Source organism: Microcoleus sp. EPA2, assembly GCA_020882975.1.
Classification (GTDB): domain Bacteria; phylum Cyanobacteriota; class Cyanobacteriia; order Cyanobacteriales; family Microcoleaceae; genus Microcoleus.
Window position 1 is genome coordinate 467,469 of record JAHRFD010000001.1, and the last position, 19,328, is coordinate 486,796.

Genomic DNA, 19,328 nt, shown 5'->3' on the forward strand with positions numbered 1-19,328 from the left:
AAATACCTCGCGACAAAATAGTTGTACTCGACTTTTATATTTAACCATATAGCCTCCTGTAACCGCCCAATAGCAGCAGCCAGACTGTCACCGCCAGCCAGTGAATCAGCACAGCCGGCCATACTGAGCCACTTTGGAGGTATGCAATGCTACACGCGACCCCCAACAGGGCTGCCAGTAGCAAAAACACTGGATTCAGAAAGGTCGATCGCCCCACAGGGTAAAAAGTCAGCCCGTTGAGCGGATGGTAAACTATAAACAGCGCCAAACTCAGACTTACCCAAAGCCCTAGCGTTAACCCAGAAGCATTTTCCTGCTTGTGGGGTAGCATTAAAACGCGGAACCAGATTTCCTCACTGATGCCGGGACTTAACAAACAGCCGACTATTACCCCAATAATTGTACGCCAAGAGGTTTGCCGATCTACTTTCAGAAAGCCCGACCAAAAACCAATGGGAAGCGCGATCGCACTATAAGCCACCACCACCAGCACAGTAATCAGCCAATCAGTGCGATCGGGCATAGTTGAAACAGCCATGGTGACTCGATGTGCAAGTAGTGCTAAGTAATTAGTCATTAGTTATTGGTTAATCGATCTTCTTCTTTCTTATTTCCCCCCTTGGGGGGGGCTGGGGGGGTTCTTCTTCCTAGTCATTAATTGCGTTACTGATTAATTTTTTTTAGTCGATCGAACAAATCGGCAACTTTTGTCAAATCTTTATCTCCGGGGGCTATTTCTACGCCGCTAGAAAGGTCAATACCGCTAAAATTATTACCTGCAAAACTGCCGATCGCATTTAATACATTATCCGGCCTCAAACCCCCAGCCAGCAACCAAGGACAGCTTGGTCGAAACTCTGCTAACATTTTCCAGTCGAGGGTTTTGCCAGTACCGCCTAGTTGGTCGGGATGGTAAGCATCCAGCAGTAAAGTATCCACATGAATAGCATACATATTTGCCATGTCTAAAGTTTCAGGAGTCTTAACTCTCAGGGCTTTGATAATTTCAATTTTGGGTAATAATTCCCGCAGTCGATCGCCATATTCCGCTGTTTCATCTCCGTGTAACTGCACCCCTGTTAAATTAGATTGAGCAACTACTTGACATATATTTTCGATTGTGCTATTTGCAAACACACCGATGCGATCGACTGTTGCGGGCAAGTGCTCAACAATTAGACGAATAGTTTCGGGGCTGACATAGCGGGGGGAAGCGGGAACGCAAATAAACCCCAAAGCCTGGGCTCCCAAACCGGCGATCGTCATACCCTGCTCTATTTTCGTGATTCCGCAAATTTTCACCCGCACTTCTGCTTCTCCCTTGCCAATTTGTATCAAAATATCAATCAATTGTTAACTATTAAAACAAATCTTAGTTTAAGGCAAAACACTTTTTATAATTTGATAGCTGAATTTATCTGTGAGACCGGGAGCATAATAACGTGATTTACTCATCTTTACTGTTAGTAGCACAATCGACCATTCCCTCAACACCGGAGTGGTCGCCAATGGTAGCACTGACAATGATCTTGTGCAACTTACTGGCGATCGCGATCGGCTACTACGGCATAAACAAAAAAAACCGAGGCAAAGGCCCAGCTTTACCCCTTGTCATGCCTGGAATGTTCAAAGGCTTTGGCATACCAGAATTGTTAGCAACAACCAGCCTCGGCCACTTACTCGGAGCTGGAGTAATCTTGGGCTTAGGAAACGCGGGAGTTCTCTAAAAAAAAGGAAAGGAGAACGGAGGATATAATAATAGAAACTCTTCCTTATTCTCCTTTCCCAGGAAAACTTCATGCAGACAGGTTGGCGAGTCGGCTCCTTATTTGGCATCCCGCTGTTTTTAGATTACTCGTGGTTTATCATCTTAGCCCTAGCAACCCGCGCCTATGCTAGCAGTTACAGTGTGTGGGGGCCAGCCTTGGCATGGAGTGCCGGATTAGCGGTAGCTTTGATGCTGTTTGGTTCCGTACTGCTGCACGAATTGGGACACAGCTTGGCGGCCATGTCCCAAGGCATTAAAGTTAATTCTATTACCCTATTCTTATTTGGTGGAGTTGCCTCCATCGACTCAGAATCAAAAACTCCCGCTCAAGCTTTTCAAGTAGCCATCGCCGGCCCTCTCGTCAGCTTCGGACTGTTTTTAATCCTTGGTTTAGGTTCTCAAGTTTTGCCACGAACAAATTTGTTAGCCATAGTCACAGAAAGGGTAGCAGAAATTAATCTAGTTTTGGGATTATTTAACTTAATTCCGGGTTTGCCACTAGACGGAGGACAGGTTTTAAAAGCAGCAATTTGGCAAATGACTGGTTCTCGATTTACTGGTGTTCGCTGGGCGGCAAAAATCGGACAAGTTTTAGGTTGGTTAGCTGTGGCTTTTGGGCTAACTTTATGCTTCCTAGCACGGGAGTATGGCGGCTTGTGGATGGCACTAATCGGCGGGTTTGCCATCCGCAATGCGAAGGCTTACAGCCGTTTTGTTTCCTTGCAAGAAGCCTTGGTAAAAACTAAAGCGGCTGAGGTTATGAGTCATGAATTTCGAGTAGTTGATGCAAATTCAACCTTGCGAGAATTTGCCGATCGATATTTGTTAGAAGTAAATCCATTGCCATTTTACGTTGCAGCAGCCAATGGACGGGATTTAGGTTTAGTGTCGATCGACGATATCCGCTTCACAGAACGCAGTCAGTGGCAAATTCAGACTCTGCACAACATTTTGAAACCCCTGGAAAAAAACCCCACAGTCTCCGAAAAGGCATCCCTAGCCGAAGTAATTAACACTATGGAATTCCGTCAACTGCCCCGCATCATCGTCCTCTCGCCCATCGGTTCAGTAGTGGGGACGATCGATCGCGGTGACGTGATAAAAGTTTTGGCAAAACACCTCAAACCCAGCATTTCCGAAGCCGAAATCAAGCGCTGCAAAGCCGAAAATAGCTATCCCCAGGGATTGCAATTAAGTGCGATCGCCAAAACCGCACAGGATAACTAAAAATTGGGCATGAATCAGGGGCATTTATGAAAAATCAAGATGTGGTGCAATTTTTCAAGGAGAGTTGAAAAAAATATTATGCCCCAAATTTTGCAGCAATTTCATCATCAGTTGAAGCAGAGAGATTGGAGTTGGAAAAAGTTAACTAATTCCTGCTCCTTCGCTGACTTCAAACCTCTGATTATTACCTGCATAGCCGTTACAGCAAGCCTAGGGGCAGTCAGGCAATTAGGTTGGTTACAGCCATGGGAATTAAATGCTTTCGACCTCATGGTTCAGTTGCGTCCTGATGCAGGTGTGGACTCCCGCTTGCTGGTAGTAACAATCACCGAAAAAGACATTAATAATATTGGCAAATGGCCAATTACCGACCGCACTTTAGCCAAAGCGATCGCCGAAATATCCCGTTTTAAACCTACAGCTATTGGGATAGATCTAATTCGCAATACTCCCTACGAACCCGGAAATGCCGAATTAGTAACTCAACTAAAAAACCCGAAAGTAATCCCAATTACCTTCATAGGTAACTCCAAGTACGATCGAGCACCACCACCTCCTAACATACCCGAAAATCGGGTAGGCTTTAATGATTTAGTTATCGATCCAGACGGTAGAGTGCGTCGTAATTTGATGTTTGCTGGCGATGGTGAAAAAACACTAAATTCATTGTCAATGCAGCTAGCATTTGCTTATTTTAAAAGTAAAAATATTGAGGGTAAGCTCACCGAAAAAAATGAAATTCAGGTCGGTAAAACAGTATTTTCTAAGTTAGAAACTAACTCAGGAGGTTATCAGAACATTGATGCCCAAGGCTATCAAGTAGTGCTTAATTACCGCTCGGCTGAAAAAATAGCAAATACCGTGACACTAACTGAGGTATTGGCAGGCAAAGTTGACCCCAAATTAGTGACAGGTAAAATAGTCCTTATCGGCGTGACAGCCTTAACCGTAAAAGATATCTTTTACACTCCTTACAGCGCTACTGCTAGTGGAAATCGCCGGATGCCAGGGGTATTAATTCATGCCACGGCGACTAGCCAAATACTCAGTGCTGTTTTAGACGGTAAAGGGCTATTTTGGTATTGGGATGAATGGCAAGAAATATGCTGGATTGTGGGTTGGGGGGCTGTCGGTGCTTGTTTGGCTTGGCGGCTGGAAAATGCCATGAGTTTTATCGGAAGCGCGATCGCAGCTTGCGGCTCGTTATTCGGATTCACATTTTGGCTATTTATGCAACAGGGATGGATACCTCTGGTGGCGCCTAGTCTGGCACTTTTAATCACCGCAGGAGTCATAGTCACCTATAAGTACGAGCAGTCGAAGCAACAGCAAGGGATTGTCATGAAATTATTAGGACAACAAACTTCACCTGCGATCGCCAATGCTCTTTGGAAAGAGCGCGTCCATTTACTCGAATCTGGTTTATTACCAGGCCAAAAAGTTATTGCTACTATCATCCTCACCGACTTACAGGGTTTTAGTACAATCTCGGAAAAACTACCACCAGAAGTGGTAATGAGTTGGTTAAATGAGTATTTATCCGCCATGGCCCAAGAAGTCCAAGCACATCAAGGTGTGATTAATAAATTTACCGGAGATGGAATGCTGGCAGTATTTGGTGTACCGATTCCCCGCACAACTCCCGAAGAAATTGCCAAAGATGCTAGCCTCGCCGTCTCTTGCGCCCTAGCCATCAGTTCTCGTTTACCACAAATGAATCAAAATTGGCTCGATCGGGGTTTACCGTCAGCAAAAATGCGAGTAGGCATCTTTACAGGGCCTGTGATGGTAGGTAGTTTGGGAGGTACAACCCGTTTAGAATATGGAGTGATCGGCGACAGCGTAAATATTGCCTCTCGGCTGGAAAGTTGCGAAAAGGATCGACAAGAAGACACTTGCCGAATATTGATTGCAGAAGAAACCTTGCTGCATCTGTCAGATAAATTTGAAGTAGAATCTTGGGGACCATTACCCTTGAAAGGTAGGGAACAAAAAGTTAATGTATACCGAGTTTTGGGAACAAAAAAAAAATAAAAGGACAGCATCTATCCCTAAAAAATCATGAATCCAATGAAAAGATTTACTAAGTTTCTCTTCAATCTCACATCCGTTAGCTCCATCCTATTGATAGCCACACTTGTTGATGTTTCCCAATTCGCAGTGATGGGGCAGGTATCTCCAAATATAAATGGGAAACCAGGGACTGAACCGGGAGGACCGCGCTTGGCTCCCCCCACTCCAGGGAAACCAGGGACTGAACCGGGAGGACCGCGGTTCGTTCAACCTACTGACGATGCGGTATCCGGCGATGGACCAAGAGTAACCCGCACAGCAGGTTCATGTATCAAGGGTAAGATAGACCTCACTGCCTTAGTACCAGAAAATAAAATCGCACGAACTGTCTCAGAATATCCTGTATTCTTTTTCTACTTACCTCAAACAGATGCACCACAAGCCGAGTTTGTCCTGCAAGATGAAAACGGGAAACAGATTTATCAAACTACCCTAAAAATCAACAATTCATCAGGGGTAACAGGTGTGAGTATTCCCACCAATGGCAATATGTCGCCCTTGCAAGTAGGCAAAAATTACCGTTGGTTTGTGGCATTGATTTGCGACGCTCAAGACAGATCTGCTGATATATCCGAACAAGGTATTTTGCGTCGAGTTGAACTCAGTGCAGATATCCGCAGTAAGTTAGAGAAGGCTGATGTGCGAGAAAAAACCTTTATTTATGCTCAGAATGGGATTTGGCAAGATGCCCTGAGCACTTTAGCAGCCGCTCGCCTTGCTAATCCCAAGGATGCCCAACTAACTGTGGATTGGGCTAGCTTGTTAGATTCAGTAAAATTGGGCGAAATCGCTCCAGAGCCGCTCGTGGAAATCGCTCCAGAGCCTAGCACTCCAATCGAGCCACAGCCATAGTTTATTGTCCACGGGTGCATCTGTGTTTTGCAAATATATTCGTAGGATGCTCTAGCATGACCGCTGTAAATCTCTGGCGCGAGCTAATAAATTGTCTGCGGTCATGCTTCGCCCTTACAAAATCGGGATGCTCCCTATCAGTGCAACCGGAATCGATCTAATTTCCGACCATTCCCGTTCAGAAAGTGGTTGCACTTCCAAATGTATTTCAAAACAACGACAAGCAGCCATTTTCAAAGCTTCAATAACAGTTTCCATCAAATCATTTCCCTCTTGATCTAGAGGTAATTTTATGGTAATTAATTCCTCTCCAAAAACTTGATAAAATAAATCAAAATCCGGCAGTAAACGCATAGAACCGTGTTGCAAAATAGCATCGCCCCTGCGTAATTGGGCGCTACCAATTAATTTATAGCCATCAGGTGTAACTAAATCTGCACCCGTCGCAGTTCCAAAACAATTAGGATTGTGAATGTAATTTCGTCCGGCTTCCCCGTAGTGCAAATCCACACCCATCGCCTTCCAACCTTCAATCAAAAACTGGCAGATATTCTGATAAGCTTCGAGACGACTCCCCGCCAATCCCGACACTACCACCGCATAAGTTAAATCTCCCTGGTGCAGCACAGCCCGCCCGCCGCTTGGTCTGCGTACTAAGTCTACAGACATTCCGCGCCAAGATAGCTGCTCCCAAAAGTCTGGCCATCGGCGTTGGTGATAGCCCAAAGAAATTGTGGCTGGTGCCCAAGTATAAAATCGTAGAGTAGGGGGAATTTTGCCAGCCAGATGCTGTTCCAGGAGCCATTGGTCGATCGCCATCTGCACCGTACCAGAAGCTTGCAGCAGCGGAATTAAACGCCAAACAGAATTAGTCATCGGTCTCCAGTCCTCAGTTTGCCTTCCATAATGGACAGGATGTTTTAAAATTGGTAATAGTCATGGGAAGCTGTGAAAGTAAGTTTGTATAAATTTCACCGATCCAATGCTGTAGCAATAAATAGGAAAAATAATTCTTTAAACCATGAGCAACAGTGTAATTGTCATTAGCGACGAAAAGTTTGAAACGGAAGTCCTGAAAGCAGAGCAGCCAGTGCTTGCCTACTTTTGGGCTGCTTGGTGTGGCCCTTGCAAACTGGTATCGCCTTCTATAGACTGGATCGCAGCCAATTACAGCGATCGGCTGAAAGTGGTTAAAATGGAAATTGACCCCAATCCAGCTACTGTCAAACAGTATAAAGTAGAAGGAGTCCCTGCTATCAGGCTGTTTAAAAATTCTGAATTAGTGATGTCTCACGAGGGAGCTATTACTAAACAAAAATTGACAGGTTTGTTAGACGCTAATTTATAAAGTTTTGAATTGTGATAGATTTGTCCTTGGATGGGTGCGGGTTGATAAAATTAGTCCTAGGTAATTATTATCGGTAAAACCCGCGACTACCCAAGGCAATTTACTCGTTCATCAACTTAGCAGATACCCGATTTCACAAAAGTTGTCTAGGAGCTAAAAAAACATTTTATGGCTTGTTTAAAGCCTTTTAGATGACAATATTTTTGTAAGTTTAGAAAAACTTATACAAACCTCTAGCCACGGCCCGATCGCACTTCTAAAATCTTATGGTAACACTTCAGCTCAGACAGCTCGATATTCCCCTAGGACAGCGAGTGCTGCTACACGATGTTAGTTGGTCAGAATTTGAAGCAATTTTAGTAGAAATGGGCGAATATCGCTCCGCGCGCTTAGCTTATAGCCAAGGAACATTGGAGATTCGGATGCCTTTACCAGAACATGAGGTAGATAAAGAACTAATTGGTGATATGGTGAAAATATTGCTAGAAGAATTAGAAATAGATTGCGAGTGCTTTGGTTCGACGACTTTTAAACGAGAAACCCAAAAAAGCGGTGTGGAACCAGATCGGTGTTTCTATATTGAAAACCATCAGCAAATGAGAGGCAAACGGCGGGTGGATTTAACAGTAGATCCTCCTCCTGATTTGGCAATTGAAATCGATGTAACTTCCAAAACGCAATTGGATGCTTATCAAGCTTTACAAGTTCCTGAACTGTGGCGCTATGAAAATAATCAATTGCAAATTAATGTACTGCAAGATGGGAGATATGTTGCATTCCCAAGTAGCCCTATTTTTCCAGGATTACCAATTGTTGAAATGATAGCCGAGTTTGTAGCTCAAAGTACAATTATAGGCAGAAGCGCGAGTTTAAGAAATTTTCGCGATCGCATTAGGCGGCTAGAAAAAATGTTGTAGAGGCAAGTTTTACCAACCATTGATTTGGGAAACAAACCCTAGAGTAAAATTGCACATACAAAAACTAAAATTACAAAATTAATTGATAAAGATATGAAATTTGCCGATCGCTTACAACCTCTACAATTTAATGTATTTGCCGATATGGATCGGGCGAAATCTCTAGCGAGAATCGCCGGTAAAAATGTGATTGATTTGTCTCTTGGTTCTTCCGATTTGCCGACTGCTGCTCACATTACAGAGGCGATCGCACTTTCTCTGTCAGACTCCAGCACCCACGGCTATTTGCTGTTTAACGGGACGAAATCTTTTCGGGAAGCAGCCGCGACTTGGTACGAACAAAAATTCGGGATTTCCGTCAATCCAGAAACCGAAGTGCTGCCTTTAATTGGTTCCCAAGAAGGCACGGCCCATTTGCCTTTAGCTATACTCAACCCCGGAGATTTTGCTTTGTTGCTCGATCCGGGTTATCCCTCCCATGCGGGTGGTGTTTATTTGGCTGGCGGGCAAATTTATCCGATGCCGTTGTTAGCAGAAAATCAGTTTTTGCCAGTATTTGATGATATTCCCAAACCAGTGCTAGCTCAGTCGAAGATGATGGTTTTGAGTTATCCTCATAATCCGACAAGTGCGATCGCCCCTTTAGCATTTTTTGAAAAAGCCGTCGCTTTTTGTCGGGAACACCGGCTGGTTTTGGTGCACGATTTCCCCTATGTGGATTTGGTTTTTGACGATCGCCATTCTAGCATAGAGGCAGAGCCAAAGCAGCGGGCTTACCAGGATATTCCTGGTAACGAGGAGCATCGAAAAGTGATGGCACCGTCTATTTTTCAGGCCGATCCAGATAAAAGCGTGTCGATCGAGTTTTTTACACTCTCGAAGTCGTACAATATGGGTGGTTTTCGAGTCGGATACGCGATCGGCAATGCCCAAATCATTGAAGCACTGCGACAGGTAAAAGCCACCGTAGATTTCAATCAATACCAAGGAATTTTGAATGGAGCGATCGCCGCTTTAACAGGCCCCCAGGACACCGTTAAAACCAGTGTAGAAACCTTCCGACAACGGCGGGATACCTTCGTCAGTGCTTTACAAGACATTGGCTGGGAAGTGCCATTACCCCCCGCCACCATGTACGTTTGGGCGAAACTCCCAGAACCTTGGGCTTTAGATTCCGTGAAATTTTGCACTGAGTTAGTAGAAAGCACAGGAGTTGCAGCTTCCCCCGGTGCCGGCTTTGGCAAATCTGGAGAAGGCTATGTGCGATTTGCCTTAGTTGAATCACCGGAAATTTTGGCAGAAGCTGTCAGAAGAATTGCTGATTTTCTAAGTTGAGATACTGCTCGGATTGAATAGGCCCTATCTTCTCTGTACCAAGTTTTTGTCCCTAGAGTGCCTATTCATTTCGTGCTGATTCCTGGTATTTTTCCAAGATACCACTCGACAACATGAGTCTGGGCCAAACTAACAAGAAAAAACCCATCCACACTAATAATGGTATCGCTACTATAACTGTAATCCAAACAGTTTTCAATAAAAACCAACTGCCAGTAATCAGACTAATTCCTGTTAAAAGAATCGACCAAGGCTGACACCACCAAGGTTTGAAATCCCAAGCACTAAGTTTTTTGGGTTCGGAAACATTTTGCATATTAGTTATTGGTTAGTTGTTATTGGTTATTGGTTAGTAGTTATTGGTTATTGGTTAGTAGTTATTGGTTATTGGTTATTTGTGATGAGTTATTTGTTATTGGTTATTGGTTATTGGTTAGTAGTTATTGGTGTTAATCCCAATTCCCAATTCCCAATTCCCAATTCCCAATTCCCAATTCCCAATTCCCAATTCCCAATTCCCCATTCCCCATTCCCCATTCCCAATTCCCCATTCCCCATTCCCCAGTCAGTAGCTGTGTCCTTGGACTCTACTAGCCCAACCGCGGACTCCAAGGGTGGAGGGGCTGGATTTACTTTTTTTGACCTCATATTTCCCATTAATGGTAAAATGCGATCGCCATAGCAATTTCAGTTCCATAGGTTGCTAACTTGCTAGGCTAGAAAGTAGCAAACCAAAAAAATCCAGCCACTCCAAGGTCAATCGCGAACCATGAGACTAGACGAAGCCGTAGAATTTGCCGAAAACCCTGAGCCGCGTTGTCCCTGCGTCCTCCTGTTGGACACCTCCGGTTCAATGCAAGGTGCTCCTATAGATGCCTTGAATGAAGGGCTGCAAACTTTTAGGGAGGATCTGATTAAAGATGAATTGGCAAAAAAGCGAGTTGAAGTCGCGATTATTTCCTTTGACAATCATATCAAAGTTGTGCAGGATTTCGTGACGGCAGACCAATTCGAGACACCACTGCTGAAAGCCCAAGGACAAACTCACATGGGTGCAGGTATTCAACAAGCACTAGATTTAATCGCCGCCCGCAAATCGGAATATCGCAACAACGGAATTACCTATTATCGGCCATGGGTATTTATGATTACTGATGGAGAACCCCAAGGCGAATCGGACGATATTGTAGACATCGCTTCACGGCGGATTAAAGAGGAAGAAACTAACAAGCGCGTTGCTTTTTTTGCGGTAGGAGTCGAAGGTGCTAATATTGCCCGTCTCGCCGAAATTGTGGAACGGACTCCTGTAAAATTGAAAGGATTGGACTTTAGGGAGATGTTTATTTGGCTGTCAGCCAGTATGCAGCGAGTTTCTCACTCAAAAATTGATGAACAAGTAGCCTTACCACCTCCGGGGTGGGGAACCGTTTAGTCATTCGTTATTGGTTATTTGTTATGAGTAGCAGGTGACAATTAACTACTAACAATTAACTACTAACCATTAACTACTAACAATTAACTACTAACATCTGAATAACTGACAAATGACAGAACAAATGACAAAGTGGCAAGTGGTAGCAGCATCGGTGATGGGGACGAGTCACTCCAAGCGATCGCAACCTTGTCAAGATGCCCACTGCTGGCGGCTGTTGCCCAATGGTGTTTTGGCGGCCTCCGTTGCCGATGGTGCGGGTTCAGCAACACTGGCAGAAGTAGGTGCTAAAATTGCTGTGGAAGCAGTTGTCGAAACAATTTGTCGGCAATCAGAAAAGCTGCCTGAAGATGACAGCCAATGGCAAGTATTCCTCACATCTGCACTTCAAGTCGCACGGGCGGCTGTGGAAACAGAAGCCGCGACGCGGGGAGTGGCGGCTAGAGATTTAGCTTGCACTTTAATTGCGGTGGTGGCTACACCCGAATTAATCGCCGTTGCTCAAATCGGTGATGGTGCGGTGGTGGCGGGTGATAATCAAGGAAGTGCGATCGCCCTGACAGTACCTCCCTGTGGTGAATATATCAATGAAACGATTTTTTTGATTTCCCCCAATGCCATAGAAACTGCACAATTTCATCTGCGAAGGGAAAAAATGGCGCATTTAGCCGTGTTTTCCGACGGATTGCAAATGCTAGCCCTGAAAATCCCGGAAGGCACACCACACAGTCCATTTTTTGCACCCCTATTTCGATTTTCTGCTCAAGTTCAAGATGAGTCTGATGCACAACAGCAGTTGGAGTCTTTTTTGCGATCGCCCCGCGTTTCCGAACGCACCGATGATGACTTAACATTATTATTGGCAAGTTGTTTGAGTTCGGAATTACCAGAAAATTAACAGTAGACATCTTGCCACAGCGAGTCTTGTAAAACTTTATTAAGTTTGTCCGCAGTAGTAACCAATTATCCACCTGCATCTATCTGCGTCGGTTGGCGTTCATCTGCGCTACAAAACCGATTCTGATTTGGGCAAGAAGTCTCATCTGTTCAAGGTAGCGGTTCTATAATAAAATCGACTTGTCAACAATTATGCTCCCGTTTAACAGTAGGTCATCACTTGCAAGCACAAGAGATTAAGGATCAACTCAAATCCCTAATTAGCGAAGCATATCCAATAGATCCGAGTTTGGCGAGAAGATTGGATGAAATTTATCGCTGGGTAAAAGATGTCAAACCCGGTTCGCTAACTGCCAAAAAATTTGTGATGGCTTTTCTGCTACAGCTTGTCAGTGATTCAGAAGTTTGGTTGGCTGTCAAATCTCTACCTTCGGAAGCAGCGCAACAAGCGGCCTTTGAGTTAATGAGTTCTGCCGAAAGATATTGGTATAGCTATCTCTTTCCTAAATGGCTGAGTGAAACCGATCGCAAATTTCATATTTGGAAGAAAAAATTAATGGCGGGAGAATTTTATCCGGCTGACGAGCAGATACTCCAATCGATCATAACTCACATTCAGCAGCGAGAAGATACTTCTTTTATACAGCGTTATATAGCCGATCTTTCGATGGCTACGGATTCCATAGTCAGCAGCCGGGAACATCAGCCTTTATGTATACAAATCACCAGTATTTCGGATGAATTTTCGCAAGAAAAATATGATAATTGGCAAAAAACTCTTCAGGAATGGGGGATTGACAGAGGATTATTTTTAAGTTACAATCCAAGTATTGAAAATTCGGTAGTTCGATTAGTTAATATGGCATTATACAACAGCGACAATTTACAGGCTGGCACCTACCTGAAATTTTCCTAGAATCGAGAATGGGGCCTCGTAAATGTTGTTAAAAAAGTTGTGAAAAAATGTGAATATTTCTCTGTCGGCTATTCCTCAGCATTCTCTGCCGTTCCGGCCTCAACCAATCTAATTTAAACAAAATAAGATGGCGTTAAGTCAAACCTAGGGACTACGCGCTGGAAACAGCGATTAGAAACACAGGACTTACGAATTCAACGGAAAAAAAACCCGGTTTCTCTTTCTGCTACTGAATCTCAAATGACGCAATCAGTTTAAGAAACCGGGTTTTTGCGTCCAGGAACAACTCAGATATTTGCTATGAATGGACGCTTGTGAAGCCCTAGATATTTCCCTAGCCCGATAGTATAGCAACCTTAAAATTCGATCGAAAATAACACCATGACAGCACAAGGCACAACGACTGTTGAAAAAAGTTTACAAAAAGTCTTGGAAAAACTGGAATCCTCCCGAAAAATGCAGGATGACTGGATGAAAAACGGGATAAATTTTGTAGATTTGTATGTGGATGACGCTGGTGGAGATTGGTTGGAAGAATGGGGAAAAGTGGAAGCAGCAGATTTAGAAGTTGACACGATTACCAGTATAGATGTTGAGGCTATCAAAATAGCGATCGGCTTTTCTAACTTTCAGAAAACACAATTACTGGAAATAGCCTTGAGTCACCGTGGCGATACCAAGGATTTTCGAGGCAGATCTTTTGACTCGTCACTGGACCAAGATGTCCAGTACAAAAGGCTGGCTCTCCTAGGAAGCGCGATTTTGAGTGCCGTTGTTACCGATTACCTATACCGCCAATATCCCGATCTCGAACGAGATTGTATCTCAAATTTAAAATCTGGGTTACTAGACAAGAACAAACTATCGGAATTTGCGCTCAGTTTGAATTTGCAGGAACTTAGCTTGCATAGTGTGCAGGGGAAAGAAATAGAAAAAAGTGAGTACAAGAAATTTTTAGGAGAAACTTTTGAGGCGGTGTTTGGGGCGATTTACTTGGAGTGCGATCGCGATTTTTTGCGTGCGGGCGACTGGCTGATTCAGAATTTCATAGCCCAAGCAGTTGCTGACAAGATGAGTCAAAAAAGCGCTCTAATTGAAGGGACAAAAAAATCCCCACAAATAGCTGTTAAACGGCTACGAATCCTGGGTGCAGAAATTTTAGAGGCGATCGCCTTTGACTATCTATACCACCGTTTTCCAGAACGCAAAGCCAGCCAGCTAACTGAGTGGAAAAAAATGTTAGTCGCCAAAGAAATTTTTCCCAAAGAATTCAAGACCAAATTAGGCAATCGTTACCTAGAATTGGACAGTGATTTCTCACGCACCCGCGACTGGTTAGTTAATAACTTTATCAAAACAACAGTGGAAGAACTGGTAGAGGAGAGAGAAAATCAATTCAACTAAAAGTAGAAAACCAATAGCTGCTACAGGTCCAAAGTATCTGTAGCTTGAGGAGGGGAAGAAAGAGAGAGGGAGAAAGAGAGAGCGGGAGAGAATTTGACGCTGGGTGGGATTGCCACTGCAAAAATTACGCAAATGATTTAGGCTCATTATAGAACTATCGACTTTCCTAGTAGGGTCGATGTTCAGATTGAGAACTTTGTTAGTGAATTTTGCTTTTAAAAAACTGAGTCATGACTCAAAAAACCCGTACTGTTTTAATTATCGATGACTCTCCTGAAGACAGGGAACTGTATCGGCGGTATCTGAAGCGCGATCGCGAATATTCCTACACTTTTTTAGAGGCGGGACTGGGGAAAAAAGGGCTGGAATTGTGGCTGCAGCAACCCGATGCCGTGTTGCTCGATTATCGACTGCCCGACATAGACGGAGTGGAATTTCTCCGTCAACTACAACCATCCTCGCCCCAGCTACGCTTCCCGGTGATTATGGTGACGGGGCAGGGCAATGAGGAAACCGCCGTCGAGGCCATGAAAGCGGGGGCACAGGATTATTTGGTCAAGGAGCAAATTACGCCCCAAAGGTTGCAACAAGCAGTAAATGCGACAATTGCCACAGTGCAGCTTCACTCTCAAATACAACTGCGCATGGAACGAGAGCAGTTGATCTCCGAGATTACTCGGAAGATTTATCAAACAACGGATTTGCAAGAAATTCTGCAAACTATAGTAACTCAAACGCGACTGTTCCTCAAGGTCGATCGAGTTTTTATCTATCGTTTTCAGCCAGACTTTAGCGGCATTATCACGGTGGAATCTGTCGGTAGCGACTGGTTGCCCCTTCTGAATATCCAGGTAAACGACCAATATTTCATGGAAACGCGGGGTGAAGATTATCGGTTGGGACGCATTCAGGTAGTTGCCGACATTCATACCGGAGGTTTAACCCAGTGTCATGTCGATTTACTGGTCAAATTTCAAATCCGCGCCAACTTGGTAGTTGCGATTCTGCACCAAGAAACATTGTGGGGTTTATTAGTCGCAAACCAGTGTTGCTCCACCCGTCAGTGGCAACCCTTTGAGATTGATTTATTACAAGAATTAACAAGTCTGGTTGGCATTGGGCTTCAGCAGGCAGCACTCTATCAAGCCACACAATCCCTGCAAGAAAGCCTACAGCGGGAGAAAGCGATCGCCGCTGTGATTCAAAGAATGCGGCAAACCCTTGATATGGAAACGATATTCCAAGCCACCACCGCAGAACTACGACAGTTTATGAAATGCGATCGTGTCGTTGTCTATCAGTTCAATGCCGACTGGAGTGGACAATTTGTGGCCGAATCAGCAGGAGAGGGTTGGACTGCTTTGATGCAACCAGAAACCAATAATTCTGATGGAACTCAATTTGTGAATGAGTCTCGCTGCAATGTCATAACAACAATGTTGAGAGGCACTCCCGAACCCGTTGTAGATAGTTATTTACAAGAAACCAAGGGCGGTATCTACAACCAAGGTATCAATTGCCGAGTTACCGAAGATATCTACCAAGCAGGATTTACCCCCTGTTATATTGACCTATTAGAACAACTTGAAATCCGGGCTTACATTATTGTTCCCATCTTTTGTGGCAGTCAACTGTGGGGATTGCTCGCGATTTATCAAAATTTGGAACCCCGTGCTTGGAGCGAAGTCGAAATCAACACAGTCGTTCAAATTGCGATTCAGTTGGGAGTCGCTTTGCAGCAAGCTCAGTTACTCCAAGAAACTCAACAGCAGGCTATACAACTCCAGGAAGCAGCCTATGCGGCACAAGCCGCTAACCGCGCCAAAAGCAAATTTCTAGCCAATATGAGCCACGAACTGCGAACCCCTCTCAACGGCATTATGGGCTACGCACAAATCCTGCAACGAGACTCAAACACCACCGTCAAACAACAGGAAGATCTTCAAATTATCTACAATTGCAGCCAACATTTACTGACACTGATCAACGATATTTTAAGTTTGTCTAAAATTGAAGCAAACAAAATTGAAATTCACCCACAAACATTTGATTTTAAACCATTTCTCCAAGACTCAACAGCAATTTTTATCCTCAAAGCTAAACAAAAATTTATTAATTTTACCTACCATCCTCTGACTGAACTACCCAAAAAGGTGTATGCTGACGAAAAGCGACTGCGTCAAATTTTAATTAACCTTCTTTCTAATGCTATCAAATTTACAGACCGCGGTAGTGTAAGTTTGAAAGTAGGAGTTATAGCGACTACAGATCGGGATTTTAAAAATGTTAATAATCAGCAGGAATCTCCTTCTAATCATCCTTCATCCCCTAGGCATCATACGTCGCAGAAAATTCGCTTTCTAATAGAAGATACAGGCTGTGGCATTTCTCCCGAAGAATTAGAAAAAATTTTCTTACCCTTCGAGCAAGTGGGAAATATTTCTCGCCAAACAGAAGGAACAGGCTTGGGATTGACAATTACTCAGAAGCTGATTTTTTTAATGGGAAGTGAAATTTTTGTTGAGAGCACTCCCGGAGTTGGTAGCAAATTTTGGTTTGATTTAGATTTGCCTGTAAGTTCAGATCTCACCGAATTAATCTTGAAACCAAATAATACTATCCTTGGCTATGAAGGTAAAAAACAGAAAATTCTGGTGGTGGATGACCGCTCGGAGAATCGCTCTGTACTGGTTAACTTGCTTAAGCCTCTGGGCTTTGAACTGGGGGAAGCAGCAGACGGACAAGCAGCGTTAGAAACAGCGCTAGAATTTAAACCTGATTTGATTTTATCTGACTTAGTAATGCCTCGGATGGATGGTTTCGGAATGATCCGAAAACTGCGCCAATTGCCTCTGTTTCAAAGTATAACAATCATCGCCGTCTCTGCCAGCGTGTTTAATGAAGATCGCCAAAAATGTTTGGAATTGGGCTACAGCGATTTTCTCGCCAAGCCGATACAAGCACCAGAGTTACTAGAAAAAATCAAGAGTTATTTAAATTTGTCATGGATTTACGAACCAGAATTTAGTGGGGAAAATGTGAGGAAGGCTGTAGCTACTAGCTCCCAGTCCATGGTGATGCCACCGAGGGAGGAATTGCTGGTTTTGTATCAAGCGGCTAAGAGCTGTTATGTGGAAGATGTCGATCGCGAAATCAACCGTTTGCAACAATTAGAGCCAGAGTATAGTTCGTTTGTTGCCATGGTGGTGGAACTTTCCAATGATTTTGAATATGAAGCAATTGTCAAGTTAGTCGATCGATATTATCACGGGGTATAAAGATGAAAATGTGATTTGTGTTTCTGACTTGGGGCTAGGGACAGAGTTTATGGTAGATATTTTAGATAAAATCCCGTGTCACGGGACTAATTTTGCGGAACAATCTGCTGTTTGAACTCAAATACATTAGGATTTTGCGGATCGTAACTAGCCCGCAACCAGTGAACATTGGGAGAGCCGAAAGTTTCTACTCTGGTAAAGTTTTTCATTCTGGGGAGTTGAGTTTCATCTGTAAAACGCGGTAGAGGTTTGTCGATACGGAAATAGTGAGTATCGCCGTGGACAAATACAACTTGTCCCTTAAATTTGCTGGCTTCAGTTTCCAGAGTTGCAATAAAATCGTTGTAGCCGCTTCTTCTGTTGTCGGTTGGATCTAGTTCAAATCCCGGATTTGCTTGAGCAATTAACATAATTCCTTTGCTATGGCTGCGGGAGGCTAGAGCAAAAGATTCTTTTATCCAAGCTAAGTTAGCTGCATTGCGATCGGCATATTCTCGATCGCCTTCGGGAGTGCGCCCAAAATTGTTGTTACTCCCCGGCATATTAATCCCAAAAAACATAATTCCCTGATAATTCCAACGGATATTTTCACGGTATTTAGCAAACTGTGGATTCTCGCTTTGACGAGTAAGAGTTAAAGTCTTTTTTCCCTGACTTTGATTTCCTTGAGTGAAAATTTCCCGCAGTTTAGCTAGTCTTTCTACGGGATCGTAACTACCATTATTTGAGCGGTGGCAATCAGTCCATTCGTTGTCACCATAAACCAGAATAAATGGAATTTCAAATTTCTGAAATAATTCTTTGCGACTGACAAAAGTTGTATCATCGCAGAGAGTTGAACCGTTTTTGAAGTCGCCGTCATGGACAACAAAAGCGGCTGGCGATCGATTGATATCTGCTATCAACTTAGTAAATTTTGCTTCCTGTTCTGCACTGTAGGGCAAGTCGCCAATTAAGGCAAATTCAAAACTTTTTCCCCCTAAATTCCGAGCATAACTTACAGGATTTATTAGGCTAAATCCTATAATTAAAGCCAACGAAATTAAGGCACAAATCACATATTTTTTAGTCATTTATTTGAAGTAGAAAGTCTACTTAATTAATTTAAATGTTTCTTCAGCCAAGCGATCGCCCCTTCGACATCAGTAACGACTTCCGCATCCGGTATCGGTGGCCTCTGCACCATCACCACGGGAATTCCCAATTCCCGCGCCGCGACAATTTTGGCATAAGTCGCATCACCACCGCTGTTTTTGCTGACAATGGTATCAATCTGATATTTGAGCAACAATTCCCGTTCATTTTCTAAGAAAAAAGGCCCCTTTGCTAAGATTAATTGGCTTTGGGGGTATAAAATACCTAGGGCTGGGGGTTCGATCGCCCGAATCAAAAACCAAATAGAATCCAGACTAGAAAAAGCAGTCAATTCCTGTCTACCAATAGTGAGAAATACACGCTGCGATCGCTCAGATAAAGCCATGGCAGCCTCTTCATGGTTTTCGACTTCAATCCAGCGATCGCCCTGCACCGGAGTCCAAGCAGGACGCACCAGCATCAAATGTGGCAATTGAAATTCAGCAGCAGCGGTGGCTGCATTCATCGAAATCTGAGCAGCAAACGGATGAGTCGCATCAATTAACAAGTCGATCGCGCGATCGGTCAAATACTCACCCAGTCCACCTACTCCCCCAAACCCACCAATTCGCAGCGTACCCGTTGGGGTGGAAGGTTGTTTAGTGCGTCCTGCTAGGGAAGAAACCACCTCCAAGTTAGCGATTTGGGAAGCCCGCGTCGCCAGTTCCGTCGCATCCCCCGTTCCTCCCAAAATTAGCAAGCGTTTTTTCATAGAATTCCCCTTACCCGATCTAGTCAAGACTTAAC

The 19,328-nt window shown here is 43.9% G+C and carries 19 protein-coding genes; 12 read left to right on the top strand and 7 right to left on the bottom strand.

The annotated features are described in order from the left end of the window. Positions 1 to 40: 40 nt before the first annotated feature. The gene (locus AAFP14_RS01975; protein WP_341730648.1) at positions 41 to 577 is read right to left on the bottom strand and encodes a CPBP family glutamic-type intramembrane protease; all 537 of its coding nucleotides are present in this window, start codon (positions 575 to 577) and stop codon (positions 41 to 43) included. 86 nt (positions 578 to 663) lie between these two features. Continuing rightward, complete coding sequence (locus AAFP14_RS01980) at positions 664 to 1,308, bottom strand: phosphoribosylanthranilate isomerase (protein ID WP_341730752.1); 645 nt, start codon at positions 1,306 to 1,308, stop codon at positions 664 to 666. Between the two features lie 134 nt (positions 1,309 to 1,442). Here AAFP14_RS01980 and psaK point away from each other — a divergent pair, with 134 nt between their 5' ends. From psaK to AAFP14_RS02000, 4 genes are all read left to right on the top strand, one after another. Then, a complete protein-coding gene (gene psaK / locus AAFP14_RS01985; RefSeq protein ID WP_341730649.1) occupies positions 1,443 to 1,727 on the top strand; it encodes a photosystem I reaction center subunit PsaK in 285 nt (94 codons plus the stop codon). Positions 1,728 to 1,798: 71 nt separating this feature from the next. After that, positions 1,799 to 2,995: a site-2 protease family protein gene (locus AAFP14_RS01990; RefSeq protein WP_341730650.1), complete on the top strand. Its 1,197-nt coding sequence runs from the start codon at positions 1,799 to 1,801 to the stop codon at positions 2,993 to 2,995. Between the two features lie 78 nt (positions 2,996 to 3,073). After that, positions 3,074 to 5,029 (top strand): CHASE2 domain-containing protein, encoded by a 1,956-nt coding sequence (locus tag AAFP14_RS01995; RefSeq protein ID WP_341730651.1) that lies wholly within the window; start codon positions 3,074 to 3,076, stop codon positions 5,027 to 5,029. 27 nt (positions 5,030 to 5,056) lie between these two features. After that, positions 5,057 to 5,920 (top strand): DUF928 domain-containing protein, encoded by an 864-nt coding sequence (locus AAFP14_RS02000; protein ID WP_341730652.1) that lies wholly within the window; start codon positions 5,057 to 5,059, stop codon positions 5,918 to 5,920. Positions 5,921 to 6,034: 114 nt separating this feature from the next. Here the strand turns inward: AAFP14_RS02000 and AAFP14_RS02005 are convergent, their stop codons facing one another. Then, a complete protein-coding gene (locus AAFP14_RS02005; RefSeq protein WP_341730653.1) occupies positions 6,035 to 6,796 on the bottom strand; it encodes a lipoate--protein ligase family protein in 762 nt (253 codons plus the stop codon). 145 nt (positions 6,797 to 6,941) lie between these two features. Here AAFP14_RS02005 and AAFP14_RS02010 point away from each other — a divergent pair, with 145 nt between their 5' ends. The 3 genes from AAFP14_RS02010 (at position 6,942) to AAFP14_RS02020 (ending at position 9,520) form a co-directional block, all read left to right on the top strand. Next, positions 6,942 to 7,268 carry a thioredoxin family protein gene (locus tag AAFP14_RS02010; RefSeq protein WP_341730654.1) on the top strand — a complete coding sequence of 109 codons (327 nt, stop codon included), beginning with the start codon at positions 6,942 to 6,944 and terminating at the stop codon, positions 7,266 to 7,268. 266 nt (positions 7,269 to 7,534) lie between these two features. Then, entirely contained in the window at positions 7,535 to 8,185 is a 651-nt protein-coding gene (locus AAFP14_RS02015) for a Uma2 family endonuclease (protein WP_341730655.1), read from the top strand. Between the two features lie 93 nt (positions 8,186 to 8,278). Continuing rightward, a complete protein-coding gene (locus AAFP14_RS02020; protein WP_341730656.1) occupies positions 8,279 to 9,520 on the top strand; it encodes an LL-diaminopimelate aminotransferase in 1,242 nt (413 codons plus the stop codon). 61 nt (positions 9,521 to 9,581) lie between these two features. On the opposite strand, the gene AAFP14_RS02025 is transcribed toward AAFP14_RS02020, so the two are convergent. Both AAFP14_RS02025 and AAFP14_RS02030 read right to left on the bottom strand, forming a co-directional pair. Next, on the bottom strand, positions 9,582 to 9,836 hold the full coding sequence (locus AAFP14_RS02025; RefSeq protein WP_341730657.1) for a DUF6737 family protein: 255 nt from the start codon (positions 9,834 to 9,836) through the stop codon (positions 9,582 to 9,584). Between the two features lie 110 nt (positions 9,837 to 9,946). Next, complete coding sequence (locus AAFP14_RS02030) at positions 9,947 to 10,168, bottom strand: hypothetical protein (RefSeq protein ID WP_341730658.1); 222 nt, start codon at positions 10,166 to 10,168, stop codon at positions 9,947 to 9,949. A 121-nt stretch (positions 10,169 to 10,289) separates the two neighbouring features. Between AAFP14_RS02030 and AAFP14_RS02035 the strand changes: the two genes are divergently transcribed. The 5 genes from AAFP14_RS02035 to AAFP14_RS02055 all read left to right on the top strand — a co-directional run bounded on the left by AAFP14_RS02035 (position 10,290) and on the right by AAFP14_RS02055 (position 17,447). Continuing rightward, positions 10,290 to 10,952 (top strand): vWA domain-containing protein, encoded by a 663-nt coding sequence (locus tag AAFP14_RS02035; protein WP_341730659.1) that lies wholly within the window; start codon positions 10,290 to 10,292, stop codon positions 10,950 to 10,952. Positions 10,953 to 11,064: 112 nt separating this feature from the next. After that, positions 11,065 to 11,850, top strand: a complete 786-nt coding sequence (locus tag AAFP14_RS02040) for a PP2C family serine/threonine-protein phosphatase (RefSeq protein WP_341730660.1) — start codon at positions 11,065 to 11,067, stop codon at positions 11,848 to 11,850. 219 nt (positions 11,851 to 12,069) lie between these two features. Then, positions 12,070 to 12,765 (top strand): hypothetical protein, encoded by a 696-nt coding sequence (locus AAFP14_RS02045; protein ID WP_341730661.1) that lies wholly within the window; start codon positions 12,070 to 12,072, stop codon positions 12,763 to 12,765. Positions 12,766 to 13,146: 381 nt separating this feature from the next. Then, a complete protein-coding gene (locus tag AAFP14_RS02050; protein ID WP_341730662.1) occupies positions 13,147 to 14,169 on the top strand; it encodes a ribonuclease III domain-containing protein in 1,023 nt (340 codons plus the stop codon). Positions 14,170 to 14,399: 230 nt separating this feature from the next. Further along, on the top strand, positions 14,400 to 17,447 hold the full coding sequence (locus AAFP14_RS02055) for a response regulator (protein ID WP_341730663.1): 3,048 nt from the start codon (positions 14,400 to 14,402) through the stop codon (positions 17,445 to 17,447). An 86-nt stretch (positions 17,448 to 17,533) separates the two neighbouring features. Here the strand turns inward: AAFP14_RS02055 and AAFP14_RS02060 are convergent, their stop codons facing one another. Together AAFP14_RS02060 and AAFP14_RS02065 are read right to left on the bottom strand one after the other, a co-directional pair. Beyond that, complete coding sequence (locus AAFP14_RS02060) at positions 17,534 to 18,520, bottom strand: metallophosphoesterase family protein (RefSeq protein WP_341730664.1); 987 nt, start codon at positions 18,518 to 18,520, stop codon at positions 17,534 to 17,536. A gap of 26 nt (positions 18,521 to 18,546) precedes the next feature. Beyond that, positions 18,547 to 19,293, bottom strand: a complete 747-nt coding sequence (locus AAFP14_RS02065; RefSeq protein WP_341730665.1) for a cobalt-precorrin-6A reductase — start codon at positions 19,291 to 19,293, stop codon at positions 18,547 to 18,549. Positions 19,294 to 19,328: the final 35 nt, after the last annotated feature.